Origin of the sequence: Pedobacter boryungensis, from assembly GCF_013204825.1 — a bacterium.
In the GTDB taxonomy this organism is placed as follows: Bacteria; Bacteroidota; Bacteroidia; order Sphingobacteriales; family Sphingobacteriaceae; genus Pedobacter; species Pedobacter boryungensis.
In genome coordinates this window covers 515,654-531,412 of the sequence record NZ_JABMKV010000001.1, presented here as the reverse complement: position 1 = coordinate 531,412, position 15,759 = coordinate 515,654, and the positions used below count along the sequence as shown (strand labels likewise).

Below are 15,759 nucleotides of genomic sequence, written 5' to 3'. Positions count from 1 at the left end.
AATAGGATTTTTTGCAAGCTCCTAATGACTTCCGACTTCTTTCTGTCTAACCGTTCTTTGTTCTATTCTTTTTTCGTAATTATTTCCTTGAAAAATACGATGAACATATACACCTGGAGTATGAATATGGTCAGGATCTAATTGACCTGCTTCTACTAATTCTTCTACTTCTGCTATTGTAGTTTTGCCTGCCATTGCCATCACAGGATTAAAATTTCTACTAGTAGAACGGAAAATTAAATTTCCTGCAGTATCGCCTTTCCAAGCTTTAACGACAGCAAAATCTGCTTCAAAAGCATATTCCATTAAATAGTCTTTACCGTTAAAATTTCTCACTTCTTTGCCTTCTGCAACTTCGGTTCCTACTCCTGCTGGAGTAAATATAGCCGGCATACCATATCCTGCAGCTAAACAGCGTGTTGCCAATGTTCCTTGTGGGATTAGCTCAACTTCTAATTCACCGCTTAACAATTGACGTTCAAACTCAACATTTTCGCCTACATAAGAAGAAATCATTTTTTTAACCTGACGGGTTTGTAAAAGCAATCCTATGCCAAAATCATCTACACCAGCATTATTAGCAATACAGGTTAGATTTTTAACTCCACTTTTCACTAATGCAGCAATGCAATTTTCTGGAATACCACACAAGCCAAAACCTCCAAGCATTAAGGTTTGTCCATCACAAATATCTTTAATTGCTTCATCAGCACCAGCAACAACTTTATTAATCATACACTCTGTTTTATGGCTAAATTATAAAGTTATTAGGCCGTTTCCAAATGCATTAACGGATTAGTGAATTGTATATTTTACACTAAGACACACTGAAAAACATCCACAATTGTAAGGAATTAAGGAGATTAAGAAATCATTCTGATCGTATTTTACGATTTAAATTATTTTAAGTGAACATAGGTAATTCCATCTCCTCCTCTATCCGCATGTTCATCTTCCAAATGAGTAACTTCTTTGTATTTTCTGAGCTGTTCTCTTATCAATTTTCTTAAAATACCATCTCCTTTACCGTGAATTAACTTAATGGATGGAAAACCCAACATAATAGCTTTATCTAAATAATTTTCGACTTCTTGTACTGCATTTTCACCACGCATTCCACGTAAATCTAATTCAGGTTTAAAGTTGGTAATCGCCTCAGATATTCTGCCTGAAAACGAATTGCTTTGCACTACTTTTTTAGCTTGGCGATTACTAATTTTTTGTACCCTATTTCTTTTAACTACAGAACGTAAATCTCCCAAAGCTAAAACCAAATTATCTCGGTTAATTTCTAAAACCTGGCCACTGGTTTCAGTCTGGATAAGTTGAACCCAATCACCTACTTCAATTGCAGAATTATCTGTTTTAACAATTGGTTTACGCTCTTCTTTAACTTCATTTTTAGCTAAACCTTTTTGCAGATTTTGCCTCAATTCTTTCGTTACAACTTTATCAGCTTGTTTTTCCTTTATTTGGGCAATTGTATTTTCAACTAGTTTATTCGCATCGCGGATAATAGTTTGGGCTTCCAATTTAGCTTCCTTAATTAAAACCTTTTTATTTTCTTCTAAAAACAGTTTAAGCTTTTCATTCTCTGCAACTAAGTTTTTAACCTTATTTTGCTGATTTGCCAAATTGATTTTAGTTTCGTGGATTTGTCTTTTCTCTTTTTCTAAATCCACCAATAAACTATCAATGCTATTCTGATTTGTCCCTGTTTTTTGTTTTGCCAATGCTAAAACCTCTTTTTGCAATCCGATATTTTGTGCAATTTCAAACGCATAAGAACTTCCAGGTTTACCTAAATCTAAAATATAAAGTGGTTTCATTTTGCTATTATCAAATAACATAGATGCATTTTCTAATCCATTAGTATTACCTGCAAATAATTTTAAATTAGAATAATGTGTAGTGATTACCCCACGAACTTTTTTGGTATTTAAGACTTCTAAAACTGCTTCGGCCATTGGCCCACCAAATTGAGGATCAGTTCCAGTTCCAAACTCATCAATCAAAACCAGTGTTTTTGGCGATGCATGTTCAACAAAATACCTCATTTTTGTTAAATGAGCACTGTAGGTACTCAAATCAGATTCGATAGATTGATCATCACCAATATCTGCAAAAATCTGATCGAATATCCCCATTTCGCTAGCTTCATCCACAGGTACAAGTAATCCCGTTTGCAACATCATTTGTAATAAGCCAACCGTTTTCATACAAACCGATTTACCACCAGCATTTGGCCCTGAGACTAAAACTATCCTTAAATTTTCATTCATATGAATGTTTAACGGAACAACCGTTTTCTTTTCAGTAGCAAACGACAATAACAATAACGGATGTTTTGCATTGATCAACTTTGTTTTAGCTTCTTTTACTAACACAGGCATATTAGCCTGAATATCAATTGCAAACAATGCTTTTGCTCTTACGAAATCTAATTTGGTTAAGAAACCATGATACGACAATAAAAGTGGTGTGTATGGTCTTAATTCGGTTGTTAACGCAATTAAAATTTTAATAATTTCTCTACGCTTATCGAATTCTAAATCTCGAAGTTTATTATTTAAGGTAAAAACCTCTTCTGGTTCTAAATACACAGTTTGTCCACTTGCAGATTCATCGTGAATAAATCCTTTCAGTTTTCTTTTATTTTCCGCTAAAATTGGAATACAAATTCTTCCATCTCGAACTGTTAAACTGCCATCTGCAACCCAGTTTTTACTCACTGCCATTTTGTAAATAGAATCCATTCTTTTACGCACTTCTTGTTCGCCTTTAGCAATTGCTGCAGTAATTTCTTGTAATTCTGAAGAAGCATTAGGTTTTATTTTCCCTTTCGGATCTAAAATGACTTCTATCTTTTTGAGGATATTTTTCTCTATTGGTAAATGTTCAAAAAGAGCTTCGAGATTAGGATATATTTCTTTGCGTTCATCAAAAAATCTGATTACAGAAAAAACGGTTTGCAAGGATGCATAAATCTGGAAAAGTTCATCTTCCATTAAATATGTACCCTCTACCCTAATTTTATCTGCTAGGACTTTAATATCGAAAAACGTACTAATTTGTAGTGGTTCTTGGTTTTCTAAAATACTTTTAAATTCATTAGTTTGACGAAGAAATTTATTTATTTGATCGTATTTGGTCATCACCTGCATTTTATTAACCAATGCTTGGCCCATCGTACTTAAACAATGTTGATGAACTAATTGTCTAATTTCATTAAAACCTAAACGTTCTTGGCAGTTTTCAGGATATAACATATACTTTATTGAACTTGATAATCAACTGAATACATTTTTAATGGATTGCTACCCAATTTAAAAGTTGTATCTAAGGGTTTTGCAGGAGGTGCTAATAATGCAGCACCAGATAAGGAAGTATTACTATTTTCTAATGCAATAGTTCTTGACAAACCCTCTTTTTCTTTATTCAAATTAAGACTGATGTTATCATACATTGTTTTCATCACATCGGGATGCTTGTAATAGTAATCTAAACTTTGATTGTATAAAGCAGAATCTATTCCATACTTTTTATAAATACCTTTATAGAGTGAAGAAATAACTTTTTTTGAGCTGTCAGCATTTGCAAAAGATGCTGAGTACCCATCTACAATATGAATATCATATAATACTTTCTCCATTTTATCTGGCTGGATAAGGTCTTTTGGAATACCAGGTTTACAGGCATAAAGCAAGGCACAAAGTATAAGGATGACAAAAAATCTTTTCATTATTAATAAAACCTTTCTATTTCTTAGCCAAATTGCGCTAAGGTTGTTAATTTTACCAAAAATACTGATAAATGAGCATTGCAGATAACTTATTAAAATATAAAAATGAATTAGAACAAGTTGGCGTTAAGTTGGTAGCGGTTTCTAAAAATCATCCGGCAGATGCCGTACTTACAGCTTATGATGCTGGACAAAGAGTTTTTGGAGAGAATTTAGTGCAAGAGATGGTAGAAAAACAAGCTCAATTGCCACTAGATATAGAATGGCATTTAATTGGTCATTTGCAAAGCAATAAAGTTAAATACATTGCTCCTTTCGTAAAACTGATAGAATCTGTTGATAGTCTTAAATTATTGAAAGAAATTGATAAGCAAGCTGCAAAAAACAATAGAATAATAGATTGTTTATTGCAAATTTATATTGCTGATGAGGATACTAAATTTGGTTTGGGATTTGACGAAGCCATTGAGCTTTTACGTTCTGAAGAATTCGAAACTTTAAAAAATGTTAGAATTGTAGGCTTAATGGGAATTGCAACCAATACTGCATTAGAAGGACAAACTAAAGCAGAATTTCAGGAATTAAAAGTACTTTTTGAGGGCATTAAACTAAGTTTCTTTAGAAAAGAAGATAGTTTTAAAGAAATTTCTATGGGTATGTCTTCAGATTACAAATTAGCAATTGAGCAAGGGAGCACTATGGTAAGAATTGGAAGTAATATATTTGGAAAAAGAGTAATTAAACATTGGAAAGCCTAATGAATGTAACTATAAGAGTAGCGGTTAAGGAAGACTGCGTAAGATTATTAGAATTAATTAACGAATTAGCTATTTATGAAAAAGCGCCCGAAGAAGTTACGGTAACATTATCCGAATTTGTTGACGCTGGTTTTGGACAAAGTCCCGTTTGGAAAGCTTTTGTTGCAGAGGAGAACGGTTTGATTATCGGTTTTGCTTTATTTTACACGAGATACTCAACATGGAAAGGCTGTCGTTTATATTTAGAAGATTTCTTGGTAACTGATGCATGCAGAGGAAAGGGTGTTGGCAAATTGTTATTTGAAAAAGTAATTCAGGAAGCAAAAAATGGAAATTATAATGGCATGGTTTGGCAGGTTTTAGATTGGAATGAACCAGCTATAAATTTCTATAATAAATATGCTGCTGATATTGAAAGTGGTTGGCTAAATGCCTCATTTTCAAAAGAGCAAACACAAAAATTAATATGAAAAAATTAGCTATATTTTTTATTGGGATTTGCATTTTTTCTGCATGCAGAAATGAAAAAAATAGAGATAGCAGCAAAAATGAGATTACTGTTGATACTTTAACTTACGCTTACGATTCTGTTAAAATTTACAGTAAAAATGTAGTTAAAACGGATTTTAAAATTTCGGATACGACAAAGGCAGTGATTACCTATCCAATATTTAAAAACGAAATCTTAAATAATTACATTTTAAGGCAAGTTTTTAATTATATAGGTGAAGAAGAAAAAGCCACATCTTATAAAGATATTGCTACTAGTTTTGTAAATGGATATGATGATTTTCATGCACAAAATAAAACTAGTGCTCAAACATGGTGGTTAACTATTAGTGTTAAGTTGCTTCGCCAAACCAACAATTACATCGCTTTGCAATATATAAACTCTGATTATTCTGGTGGTGCTCATCCAAATACTAGTTTTTCTTATCTAAATTATAATACAAAAACTAATAGTGCACTTACGTTAGATTCATTAATAGCAACTAATCAGCGTGAAAAATTAGTAAGCGTTGCTGAAGCTATTTTTAGAAAAGATGAAAAATTAACGACAACAGAACCACTAAGCGGAAAATATTTTTTTAGTGATGATAAATTTCACCTACCAGAAAATTTTTATGTGAGTAATAAAGGTCTAGTTTTTCTTTATAATCCGTATGAAATTAAACCCTATTCTGAAGGAATAACAAAATTAACCATCCCATTTTCAACTTTAAAAGGCATTGCTAAGCCAAATACTATTTTAACAGAAACAAATTAATGCAAGTATTTAAATTCGGAGGAGCTTCTGTAAAAGATGCAGAAGGCGTTAAAAATTTGGCCAAAATTGTACAGGGTTATCCTTCAACTAATTTATTGATTGTAATCTCTGCCATGGGAAAAATGACCAATAAACTAGAAGAATTAACCTGGGCCTATGTTAAAGGTGAAGAAAGAGCCCATCAATTATTTGAAGAAATAAAAGCCTATCATTTCGAAATTATATCAACATTATTTACAGATCATAAAAACCCTATTTATGATGATGTAGCAAATACTTTTGTAGAGATAGAATGGCTTTTGGAGGAAGAAGCAAGCGATAGCGCTGATTATTTATACGATCAAATTGTTTCGATTGGTGAATTAGTTTCTACCAAAATTGTTGCGGCATATTTAAATTTAATTGGTTGTTTTACTATTTGGACTGATGCTAGAAATTATATAAAAACCGATAACAATTACCGGGATGCGAATGTAATTTGGGATAAAACAGAGCAAGAAATCCAGAAGCATTTACCCACATATTTAAGTAAAGGGATCGTAGTTACACAAGGTTTTATTGGAGGTACTAGTGAAAATTTCACGAGCACTTTAGGCAGAGAGGGTTCTGATTATTCGGCTGCTATTTTTTGCGCTTGTTTAAATGCAGAATCAATGACTATTTGGAAAGATGTACCTGGTGTTTTAAATGCTGATCCGAAATGGTTTGATGAAACTGAGAAAATACCGCAGTTATCATATCATGATGCGATAGAATTGACTTATTATGGAGCAACGGTAATTCATCCAAAAACAATAAAACCTATTCAAAACAAAGGAATTCCACTTTATGTTCGTTCTTTTTTGCAACCTGAAGCTATAGGAACAGCTATTACTGGTGTGCCAACGCCTTTGCCTGTACCTTCTTTTATTTTTAAAGTAAATCAAGTTTTGATTTCCATCTTTCCTAAAGATTTTTCTTTTATCATCGAAGAAAATTTAAGCCATATTTTCAATATTTTACACAAAAACAAAGTGAAAGTGAATACTATGCTTAATTCTGCTATCAGTTTTTCTGTAAGTGTAGATAACGATGAGGAAAAAATTAAGCAATTAATAACTGACTTATCTGAAACCTTTAAAGTAAAATATAACAAGGGATTGGAGTTGGTAACTATCCGCTATTATAACCAGCAGACTATCGACAGAGTCATTGTTAACAAAAATGTATTATTGGAAGTAAAAAGCCGTCATACATGTCAAATTGTAATGAAAGACAAAGTGTAAGCTGCAAACTCATCATTGCGAGGCACGAAGCAATCTTACAACACTAGGATTAACAGTTTTCGCATTAAGATTGCTTCGCAATGCTCGCAATGACGCACAAATTTTAGAAACTAAAAAAGTAAATAGTTTTCAAAAACAATAAGACCAATGAATGAAAACATTTTAAACAATGAAGTTCAACTCTACATTATTGAGCATATTAATGCAGATGTAAATAAAATTGCACTGTCAAAATCGTTGTTTAAAAATGTAAGTTCAGCAGAATTAGCTGGACAAATTGCAGCGAAGAAAAAGTCTGTTCACAAACTTCCAACTTGGTTTAATCAGCAAGGGATTTATTATCCAGTTTTACTTTGTATAGAACAATGTTCATCTGAAGCTACCGCCGCTTATAAAGCTAATTTAGCAATTGGAAGTTCATTAATTGACCTTACAGCAGGTTTTGGAGTAGATAGTTATTTCTTTTCTAAAAAAATAAATGAAGTTTATAGTTGCGAAATCAATCCAGAATTATCAGAAATTACGGCCCATAATGCGAAAATTTTAGGTGCAGGTAATATCAATTTTATAGCAGAAGATGGAATTGAATTTCTAAAAAACAATCCTCAAAAATTCGATTGCATTTATATTGATCCCGCAAGGAGAAGTCATAGCAATAAGGTTTTTAAACTTAAAGATTGCACACCAGATGTAACTGAACACTTATCGCTTTTTTTAGAGAAAGCACAAAGAATAATTATCAAAACTGCCCCTTTGCTTGATATTTCGGCTGGTTTAAGTGAGTTACAATATGTAAGTGAAATTCATATTGTAAGCGTAAAAAACGAATGTAAAGAGTTGTTGTGGGTAATTGATAAAAATTTTATAGGTGAAACAAAAATTGTTTGTACCACTTTAAACACTACTCATAAAACCTTTTATTTTCCTTTAAGTGATTTACAGCTAACTACAGAAATAGCAACTTCCGCACCTTTTGGATATTTGTATGAGCCTGATGTAGCTCTATTGAAAAGTGGAGCATTTAATTTAATAGCAAAAAGATTTGGGTTGAAAAAATTGCATCCGCAAAGTCAATTGTATTTTAGTGATGATGTAAAACAAGAATTCTTAGGTAGAATTTTCAAAATTAATTCACTCTTAACCTTAAACGAACTTAAGAAAGAAAAAAACCTAATAGGAAATGTTATTGTTCGAAATTTCCCCGAAAAATCTGAACAATTGGTCAAAAAATATAAAATCAGTTCAAGCCACGACGATTTTATTGTATTCACTCAAACCAATGAAGGTTATTTAGTTTTAAAAGCTAAGATCATTCAACATTATTAAATAAAAAAAGCCTTACAAATTCGTAAAGCTTAATATGTTATGTTAATGTTGCCTATACTTTTTTGACATTAACGGCTTGTAATCCTTTTTTACCTTCTACAGTCTCAAATTCAACCTCATCATTCTCTTTAATACTGTCTATTCCTCCTACTACATCTTTAAAGTGAACAAAAATCTCTTTATTACCGTCATAAATAATAAATCCATAACCTTTTTGAGTATTAAACCATTTAACTTTTCCCGTATTCATAAAATTTTAAATTGTATTGAAATTTTTAATAGTAACTGATTTAAAGTTAATTACAAAAAATTTTAAATCGAAAAAAAATTGAGATTACTTATTTGGTTGAGGAGTTGTTCTTAAATAAGGCTTTATCACTTTGTGGCCTTTTGGAAACTTAGCTGGAATATCTTCTGTTTTAATGCTATTTACAACAATTACATCTTCACCATCTTTCCAATCTGCTGGTGTTGCCACGCTATAATTAGCTGTTAATTGCAAAGAATCTATTACTCTTAAAACCTCTGTAAAATTTCTTCCTGTAGATGCAGGATATGTAATCATCAATTTTACTTTTTTATCAGGAGAGATAACAAATAATGAACGAACTGTCATCGTTTCAGATGCATTAGGATGAATCATATCATACAAATCAGCAATTTTCTTATCCTGATCTGCAATAATTGGAAAGTCTACATTAGTGTTTTGAGTTTCATTAATATCGCTAACCCATCCTTTATGCGACTCTACCGAATCAACACTTAACGCTAAAACTTTAACATTTCTTTTCTCAAATTCGGATTTTAAAGCTGCTGTACGTCCTAATTCTGTAGTACAAACCGGTGTATAATCTGCTGGATGGGAAAATAAAACGCCCCAACTGTCACCCAAATATTCGTAAAAATCTATTTCACCAATAGAGGTTGTTGCTTTAAAATTTGGTGCTGTATCGCTTAGTCGTAAACTCATATTCAATTGTTTTTAATATATAATAATTGAAGTTACAAAAAGTCTATTAAAACAGTAGATTATTTTTTGTAATAAAATTTATGCGTGACAAACCACTACCAAAATGTTTATTAAATTCTTGTATGGTATAATCTGCAATTAGTGGTGTATCGGCTTCATCATGCTGGTGCAAAAAGAAATAAACACTTTGTAAACCATTATCTAACCAATTCTTAATTCTGATTACCCATTCATCTACCCTTGCTTTATCAGAACTTAAATACTTACCTCCATTCCCTACAAATCTTATAAAAGCTTCTGGAGTTGGTAATTCCATATGCAGACAATCTCTTCGTCCGCTAGCATCAGTAATTGCTGCCCCTTTTTTAAGTTTTGATAACATGCTAAACAGTTCTTTCTTTGCATTACCTACAAACCAGTCCTTATGTCTAACTTCTACGAAAACCTTTAAATCTATTGGCAATTTTTTAAGGTAATTTTCTAATATTTCAATGTTATTTGGACCAAAATTATCGCTTACTTGTAAAAAGCAAGGCCCTAAATATTCACCAAATGCTGAAATTGCTTTAATGTATTCATCTGTTAAAAAATCAGCCTCTTTTAACCTTTTGATATGTGTTATCGTTCTAGAAAATTTAGGACAAAATATAAAATCACTTTTTGTATTTAACGCAACTTGTTCTTTCCATTTTAAAATTTGTTCTTCTTTTGGAATGCTATAAAAAACTGCATTCAATTCAATAGAATTAAAATGTTTTACATATTCAGCTAAAAAATCTGCTTCTTTGGTTTTCTTTGGATAAATGAGGTCTTTCCATTCCTTTCTTCCCCATTTAGCACAGCCAACATAATATAGTGGTTTGTCTACGGGTTTTAAATCATGTAAAGTAATAACAGTTTGCTTACCATCAGGTGGTAAAGTAAAATCAATTGTATTAATTTCTGCTTCTGTAACTTTTCCAAATTCCATTCTGAGTATTTTATAACTAAAAACCCCGAAACTTACTAAAAGTTCGGGGTTTCAAATTTAATATTTTGGGAATATTAATACACTTTAATCATAAAAACATAATCTTGCATTTTCTCTACCTGCTTATTACGTTTTAAGCCTTGCAATAAACTTCTTTTCCCGTAAGGAATTCTTTTACTTAATGAATCTTGTGGGATAGAATTTACTGCCTCTACAATATATCTAGATTTTACTGCAAAAGCAGCACCATCTGTTTTATTTTCTTTACCATTAATTACACCAACAATGTTACCAGCATTATCTAATAATGGACCGCCACTATTCCCTGGGTTTACTGGAATAGCCACTTGATAAGCTAATGTATCACCGTTCAGACCTGTTTTAGAGCTGATATAACCATCACCTAAAACTACATCATCTTTTGGATAACCTAAGGTATATACAATTTCGCCAATACCCGCACCAGCTTTTTTAATACTGTATGGAAGTGAACCTAAATGATCAAAAGAGTTATCGTTTATTTTTAAAATAGCAATATCGTTAACTGGATCTGTATAAAATCTTTTTGCTTTAAATGAAGATCCTTTACTATTTTGAACATAAATAGAGTCTGCATCTTTAATTACATGATAATTAGTTAAAATGTAACCGTTGCTAGAAATTGCAAATCCAGAACCACCAAACTTTGCTGGTGTTATGGTAGTATTTTGCACTTTGGTATTAATATTTCTAATTAAATTGTTCTGAGAACGTTTAATCTGACTAACTTCTCTATTTAAGGCTTCAAAACTACCATCTTGTTTAGTTTGATTTTGTATAGAATACAACATCACCATAGCTAAAATCAAAAATGAAGCAGCAACTGCAATTGCAGATTTATTATTACGCCAAATTCTAACAATTTTAGATGAATGTGGTCTTACTGTCGCACTTATTGCAGCAACATCTATTTGATTATGAGCAGCATCCATTTGTTCTTTTAAAACTAAAATGTCTGCATATTGCTTCATCGATTCTAAAAATACTTTATGTGCAACTACCTTATGGTCAACAATTGGGTCATTATTTCTCAATTGCTCAAAAGCTTTTTGCTCATCAGCAGTAAGTTTACCGTTTAGATAATCTTCAATAATCGCTTCTAATTCTATCTCGTTCCTCATTTTATGATTGAAAAAATAACTTTTTTAACCTTTGTAAACACTTATATTTCTGTGTTTTAGCATTATCAGTATTTGTATAACCAAATTTTTCACATATATCATGCATAGATAAACTATGTATGTAAAAATCTTCAATTATAGTTTTACAAGGTTCGCCCAAACTTTCCAAGGCTACTTTCATCTTGTCAAACTGCATATCTTTTTGTTCGTGATGCTCTATATCTTCATCAACAATTAACACATCTTCAAAGTCGGCTATATTGTTTGTTTTTTTGCTCTGCTGCGTAAGCTTTTTTAACCAAATTCGTCTACTAACTGAATACAAATACGTTTTTAACTTACTGCTGAGCTCAAAATTACCGCCCTTAATCTTATTATATAAAACAATAATAGTTTCTTGATACACATCTTTCGCGTCATCCTCCCCACCATTATTATTTAAAATAAATTGTAAAATCATCGGATAATACCCTATGTACAATTTATTTAATGCCTCTTCTGAGTTGTTAAGTATACCTAATACTACCTCTCTATCTGTTGGAACTGAACTGCTTAACTTAATACTCACCAATTAATACATTTAAACGTGAATGGTAACCCAATGATAGACAAAAAAAATATTTTTTTGTTGTAATATGACTTTTCAAATAGTAATTTTCTTTTTTAGAAAGCAATAACAATCGCAGCCATTAATGCTAGTCCTGCTTTTTGTTTCAATCTTTTTGACTACCCGTGTTTACAAAAAATCGACGTTTCTGCAACAAAAAGTATTTTCACTACAATCAGGTTTATTTAGCAAAAACTGTGCAAACTACTTTAGTTATTAATACCAGAAAACATGAAATAGTAACCTGCAAAAAAATAAAATAAATTTTTAAAATTATTGGGTTACCTTTTTAGAATTTATGCATTAATGATAGCTCGCAGAAAAGAATTATATTTTTTAAATGATTGTTTATTCTATTAAAAAGACCATTTAAAAAATAATTTTAACTTTATTTCACATTTGCGGGTTACCTTTTTACCTTTGCGGTATTAACATGTAAATTAATTAATTATTTAAACAGAAAATTAAAATGAAAAACTTATTCAAATTTGGCTTTTTAGCTTTAGCATTATCTTTAGGAGTAGCAGCTTGTAATTCAGAGAAAAAAGCAGATGCAACTGATTCAGCAGCTATCGATTCAGCTAACATGGCAGTAGATTCAGCTAAAGCAGCAGTTGATACAGCTAAAGCAGCAGTAGATTCAGCTAAAGCAGCAGTAGATTCAACTAAAGCTGTTCACTAGTCAATAGTAAATCTTACAAAAAAGTCCTGGCAATTTGCTGGGACTTTTTTGATTCTAGGGATTTTATGGGGTTTTAACTATCATAAAATGCTTGATAAATGTTACCTTTGCGGCTGAAACAATTTCCTCAGTCAAATGAATTTATCTCCGCTTCAAGCCATTTCTCCTGTAGATGGTCGTTATAGAAAAACCACTGCAAAACTTGCTAATTATTTTTCTGAATATGCATTAATAAAATATCGTGTTTTTGTAGAAATAGAATATTTTATCGCACTTTGTGAAGCAAAAGTACCTGGATTAGAACAATTTGACACCTTACTTTATCCAAAATTAAGAACCATTCATCAAAATTTTAATGAGGTAGATGCACAACAAGTAAAAGATACTGAAAGCATCACCAATCATGATGTTAAAGCCGTAGAATATTTCATTAAAACAAAATTTGATGAACTTAATTTACAGCCTTATAAAGAATTTATCCATTTCGGTTTAACTTCTCAAGATATTAATAATACTGCAATACCTTATTCATTTAAACTCGCATTAGAAGAAAGTTATTTCCCAGCTCTTACTGAACTTATCGAAAAAATAAAAGGTTTGGCCCAAGAATGGAAAGATGTTCCTTTGCTAGCCCATACCCATGGACAACCTGCATCGCCAACAAAATTGGGTAAAGAGTTTATGGTTTTTGCAGAACGTTTGAACATTCAATTACAAAATTTAAATAACATACCTAACAGCGCTAAATTTGGTGGAGCTACAGGAAATTTCAATGCACATCATATCGCTTATCCTCAAATTAATTGGGTCGATTTTTCAAATAACTTTGTAAATAAGAGTTTAGGTTTAACTCGTGCTCAGTATACCACGCAAATAGAACATTACGATCAATTCGCAGCACAATGCGATGCATTAAAACGTATAAACAATATTATTATAGATCTTGATAGAGATATTTGGGCCTATATTTCTAAGAATTATTTTAAACAAAAAATTAAAGAGGGTGAAGTTGGTTCTTCGGCAATGCCACATAAAGTAAACCCAATCGATTTTGAAAATGCTGAGGGAAATGCCGGGATTGCTAATGCTTTATTTGAATTTTTCGCTGCTAAATTACCTATTTCACGTTTACAAAGAGATTTAACAGATTCTACTGTACTAAGAAATGTTGGTGTTCCTATGGCGCATACCATTATAGCCATCAGTTCTACGTTAAAAGGTTTAAATAAGATTATTCTTAATAATGATGCAATTTCATCAGATTTAGAAAATAACTGGGCTGTTGTTGCAGAAGCAATCCAAACGGTATTAAGACGTGAAGCTTATCCAAACCCATACGAAGCATTAAAAGCATTAACACGTACTAATCAGAAAATTACTGCACAAACTATGTCGGTATTTATTGATGCATTGGATGTGAATGATACGATCAAAACAGAATTGAAGCAAATTACCCCATTTAATTATACAGGAATATTTTAATCTCTATTTGTGAATAGGATTTTATTATAAATGACCTAAAATAGACATCTACTATCTATTATTTAGAATTAGAATTAATTATTTTTGTACCATAAAATTAAAGACATGACTATTAACGTATATACTGAGCAAACACCAAATCCTGCTACCATGAAGTTTATGGTTAATAAACTTTTAATTAATGGTAGTGAAGATTTTGCGACTAGAGAGAGTGCTGAACATTCTCCTTTTGCTAAAGAATTGTTCAAATTTAACTTTGTAAATGGTGTATTTTTCGCAAGCAACTTTGTAACGATTACTAAAACTGAAGATGCTGAATGGAATGATATTGAAGCTATTTTAAAAGAATTTGTTAAAGGTGCCGTAGAATCTGAGCTTAAAATAAAAGACAATACAAGTGAAGAAACTCCTGCTTTTGAAGGAACAGATTTAGAAGTTAAAATTCAGCAAATATTACATGATTACGTACGCCCTGCTGTTGAACAAGATGGTGGTGCAATTAGCTACAAATCATTTGATGAGGGTGTGGTAACTGTAGAATTAAGAGGATCTTGCAGTGGATGTCCATCATCTACAATCACCTTAAAATCAGGTATTCAAAATTTATTACAGAGAATGGTCCCTGAGGTTAAAGAAGTAGTTTCTGAAGCTTTATAGAAGATTGTTGCAATTAAATTGCCTAATTATAGATAAGTCGTAGCATTAGTTACGACTTTTTTATTGCTATAAAAATTAATCCATTAAAAATATTTCTTAATGGTATCTAAAATTTCATTGGTGACTTTTCCATTGGTTGCTAAAACTTCGCGAGTTTCTAAGAACTCATCTCCACCGGCAAAATTCATAATCTTGCCTCCAGCTTGTTGCACTAAATATGCTCCAGCAGCAACATCATAAGAGTTTAAATTATATTCGAAATAAGCATCAAATCTGCCGCAGGCCACATAAGCAAGATCAACCGCTGCTGAGCCTATACGTCTCAATCCATGACACTTTTGCATCATTTCTGTAAAAAGCTGAATGTACTGTGCTTGTTTATCAAATTGGTAATATGGAAAACCTGTTGCCAAAAGGCTTTGGGATAGATTTGCATTCTCTGAAACACGAATTTCTTTATTGTTTAAGTAAGCTGCACCACCTTTAAATGTAAAAAACATTTCCCCTCTATTTACCTCATATACCACACCGATTACAGGCTTATCTTCTTCATATAAAGCAATGCTGATAGAGTATGTTGGTATACCGTGAATAAAATTTGTTGTTCCATCTAAGGGATCAATAATCCAAGTATAGGTTTTTCCTTTTGTATTAATGGTTTCTTCTTCAGTAATAAAGCCAGCATCAGGTATTAATTTTGTTAAATTTTTTACCAAAAGCTTTTCCGCATTTTTATCTACATAAGAAACTAAGTCGTTTAGTCCTTTATATTCAATTGCATTCGCATCAAATGCCATCGCTTCTTTGCGAATAAAATTACCCGTTAGACGTGTAATCGCAATTACTTTTGAGCACAATAATTCGTAATTCATC

At 31.6% G+C, this 15,759-nt stretch carries 17 protein-coding genes; 8 read left to right on the top strand and 9 right to left on the bottom strand.

Translation table 11 applies throughout. The annotated features are described in order from the left end of the window. Positions 1-21: 21 nt before the first annotated feature. The 3 genes from HQN85_RS02335 to HQN85_RS02325 all read right to left on the bottom strand — a co-directional run bounded on the left by HQN85_RS02335 (position 22) and on the right by HQN85_RS02325 (position 3,742). The gene (locus tag HQN85_RS02335; protein WP_173268739.1) at positions 22-735 is read right to left on the bottom strand and encodes a CoA transferase subunit A; all 714 of its coding nucleotides are present in this window, start codon (positions 733-735) and stop codon (positions 22-24) included. Between the two features lie 164 nt (positions 736-899). Next, positions 900-3,269 (bottom strand): endonuclease MutS2, encoded by a 2,370-nt coding sequence (locus HQN85_RS02330; protein ID WP_173268738.1) that lies wholly within the window; start codon positions 3,267-3,269, stop codon positions 900-902. A 5-nt stretch (positions 3,270-3,274) separates the two neighbouring features. After that, positions 3,275-3,742: a DUF4296 domain-containing protein gene (locus tag HQN85_RS02325; protein ID WP_173268737.1), complete on the bottom strand. Its 468-nt coding sequence runs from the start codon at positions 3,740-3,742 to the stop codon at positions 3,275-3,277. Positions 3,743-3,813: 71 nt separating this feature from the next. Between HQN85_RS02325 and HQN85_RS02320 the strand changes: the two genes are divergently transcribed. From HQN85_RS02320 to HQN85_RS02300, 5 genes are all read left to right on the top strand, one after another. Next, positions 3,814-4,500: a YggS family pyridoxal phosphate-dependent enzyme gene (locus tag HQN85_RS02320; RefSeq protein WP_173268736.1), complete on the top strand. Its 687-nt coding sequence runs from the start codon at positions 3,814-3,816 to the stop codon at positions 4,498-4,500. Beyond that, entirely contained in the window at positions 4,500-4,970 is a 471-nt protein-coding gene (locus HQN85_RS02315; protein ID WP_173268735.1) for a GNAT family N-acetyltransferase, read from the top strand. The genes HQN85_RS02320 and HQN85_RS02315 overlap by 1 nt, the downstream gene beginning before the upstream one ends. Further along, positions 4,967-5,767: a DUF3298 and DUF4163 domain-containing protein gene (locus HQN85_RS02310; protein WP_173268734.1), complete on the top strand. Its 801-nt coding sequence runs from the start codon at positions 4,967-4,969 to the stop codon at positions 5,765-5,767. The genes HQN85_RS02315 and HQN85_RS02310 overlap by 4 nt, the downstream gene beginning before the upstream one ends. Then, positions 5,767-7,032, top strand: coding sequence for an aspartate kinase (locus HQN85_RS02305; protein WP_173268733.1), 1,266 nt, complete (start codon positions 5,767-5,769; stop codon positions 7,030-7,032). The genes HQN85_RS02310 and HQN85_RS02305 overlap by 1 nt, the downstream gene beginning before the upstream one ends. Before the next feature lie 147 nt (positions 7,033-7,179). Then, a complete protein-coding gene (locus HQN85_RS02300; protein ID WP_173268732.1) occupies positions 7,180-8,358 on the top strand; it encodes a THUMP-like domain-containing protein in 1,179 nt (392 codons plus the stop codon). A 52-nt stretch (positions 8,359-8,410) separates the two neighbouring features. On the opposite strand, the gene HQN85_RS02295 is transcribed toward HQN85_RS02300, so the two are convergent. The 5 genes from HQN85_RS02295 to HQN85_RS02275 form a co-directional block, all read right to left on the bottom strand. Then, positions 8,411-8,608: a cold-shock protein gene (locus HQN85_RS02295; protein WP_173268731.1), complete on the bottom strand. Its 198-nt coding sequence runs from the start codon at positions 8,606-8,608 to the stop codon at positions 8,411-8,413. Positions 8,609-8,692: 84 nt separating this feature from the next. Further along, complete coding sequence (locus HQN85_RS02290) at positions 8,693-9,328, bottom strand: peroxiredoxin (RefSeq protein ID WP_173268730.1); 636 nt, start codon at positions 9,326-9,328, stop codon at positions 8,693-8,695. A gap of 46 nt (positions 9,329-9,374) precedes the next feature. Next, positions 9,375-10,298 (bottom strand): DUF72 domain-containing protein, encoded by a 924-nt coding sequence (locus HQN85_RS02285; RefSeq protein ID WP_173268729.1) that lies wholly within the window; start codon positions 10,296-10,298, stop codon positions 9,375-9,377. A 74-nt stretch (positions 10,299-10,372) separates the two neighbouring features. Next, a complete protein-coding gene (locus tag HQN85_RS02280) occupies positions 10,373-11,458 on the bottom strand; it encodes a S1C family serine protease (RefSeq protein WP_173268728.1) in 1,086 nt (361 codons plus the stop codon). Between the two features lies 1 nt (position 11,459). Next, positions 11,460-12,026, bottom strand: a complete 567-nt coding sequence (locus tag HQN85_RS02275; protein WP_173268727.1) for an RNA polymerase sigma factor — start codon at positions 12,024-12,026, stop codon at positions 11,460-11,462. Positions 12,027-12,534: 508 nt separating this feature from the next. Between HQN85_RS02275 and HQN85_RS02270 the strand changes: the two genes are divergently transcribed. The 3 genes from HQN85_RS02270 (at position 12,535) to HQN85_RS02260 (ending at position 14,886) form a co-directional block, all read left to right on the top strand. Continuing rightward, positions 12,535-12,747 carry a PG1828 family lipoprotein gene (locus HQN85_RS02270; protein WP_173268726.1) on the top strand — a complete coding sequence of 71 codons (213 nt, stop codon included), beginning with the start codon at positions 12,535-12,537 and terminating at the stop codon, positions 12,745-12,747. Positions 12,748-12,882: 135 nt separating this feature from the next. Continuing rightward, entirely contained in the window at positions 12,883-14,229 is a 1,347-nt protein-coding gene (purB, locus tag HQN85_RS02265) for an adenylosuccinate lyase (RefSeq protein WP_173268725.1), read from the top strand. A 105-nt stretch (positions 14,230-14,334) separates the two neighbouring features. Further along, on the top strand, positions 14,335-14,886 hold the full coding sequence (locus HQN85_RS02260) for a NifU family protein (RefSeq protein ID WP_173268724.1): 552 nt from the start codon (positions 14,335-14,337) through the stop codon (positions 14,884-14,886). Positions 14,887-14,969: 83 nt separating this feature from the next. Here HQN85_RS02260 and HQN85_RS02255 read toward each other — a convergent pair whose 3' ends face one another. Then, a complete protein-coding gene (locus HQN85_RS02255; protein ID WP_173270184.1) occupies positions 14,970-15,758 on the bottom strand; it encodes an inositol monophosphatase family protein in 789 nt (262 codons plus the stop codon). Between the last annotated feature and the right edge of the window lies 1 nt (position 15,759).

Coding starts and splice junctions, on each gene's coding strand:
- purB (WP_173268725.1), top strand. CDS start 12,883: ATGAATTTATCTCCGCTTCAAGCCATTTCTCCTGTAGATGGTCGTTAT.
- HQN85_RS02295 (WP_173268731.1), bottom strand. CDS start 8,608: ATGAATACGGGAAAAGTTAAATGGTTTAATACTCAAAAAGGTTATGGA.
- HQN85_RS02305 (WP_173268733.1), top strand. CDS start 5,767: ATGCAAGTATTTAAATTCGGAGGAGCTTCTGTAAAAGATGCAGAAGGC.
- HQN85_RS02315 (WP_173268735.1), top strand. CDS start 4,500: ATGAATGTAACTATAAGAGTAGCGGTTAAGGAAGACTGCGTAAGATTA.
- HQN85_RS02290 (WP_173268730.1), bottom strand. CDS start 9,328: ATGAGTTTACGACTAAGCGATACAGCACCAAATTTTAAAGCAACAACC.
- HQN85_RS02310 (WP_173268734.1), top strand. CDS start 4,967: ATGAAAAAATTAGCTATATTTTTTATTGGGATTTGCATTTTTTCTGCA.
- HQN85_RS02330 (WP_173268738.1), bottom strand. CDS start 3,269: ATGTTATATCCTGAAAACTGCCAAGAACGTTTAGGTTTTAATGAAATT.
- HQN85_RS02335 (WP_173268739.1), bottom strand. CDS start 735: ATGATTAATAAAGTTGTTGCTGGTGCTGATGAAGCAATTAAAGATATT.
- HQN85_RS02270 (WP_173268726.1), top strand. CDS start 12,535: ATGAAAAACTTATTCAAATTTGGCTTTTTAGCTTTAGCATTATCTTTA.
- HQN85_RS02280 (WP_173268728.1), bottom strand. CDS start 11,458: ATGAGGAACGAGATAGAATTAGAAGCGATTATTGAAGATTATCTAAAC.
- HQN85_RS02320 (WP_173268736.1), top strand. CDS start 3,814: ATGAGCATTGCAGATAACTTATTAAAATATAAAAATGAATTAGAACAA.
- HQN85_RS02260 (WP_173268724.1), top strand. CDS start 14,335: ATGACTATTAACGTATATACTGAGCAAACACCAAATCCTGCTACCATG.
- HQN85_RS02300 (WP_173268732.1), top strand. CDS start 7,180: ATGAATGAAAACATTTTAAACAATGAAGTTCAACTCTACATTATTGAG.
- HQN85_RS02255 (WP_173270184.1), bottom strand. CDS start 15,758: ATGAATTACGAATTATTGTGCTCAAAAGTAATTGCGATTACACGTCTA.
- HQN85_RS02325 (WP_173268737.1), bottom strand. CDS start 3,742: ATGAAAAGATTTTTTGTCATCCTTATACTTTGTGCCTTGCTTTATGCC.
- HQN85_RS02285 (WP_173268729.1), bottom strand. CDS start 10,298: ATGGAATTTGGAAAAGTTACAGAAGCAGAAATTAATACAATTGATTTT.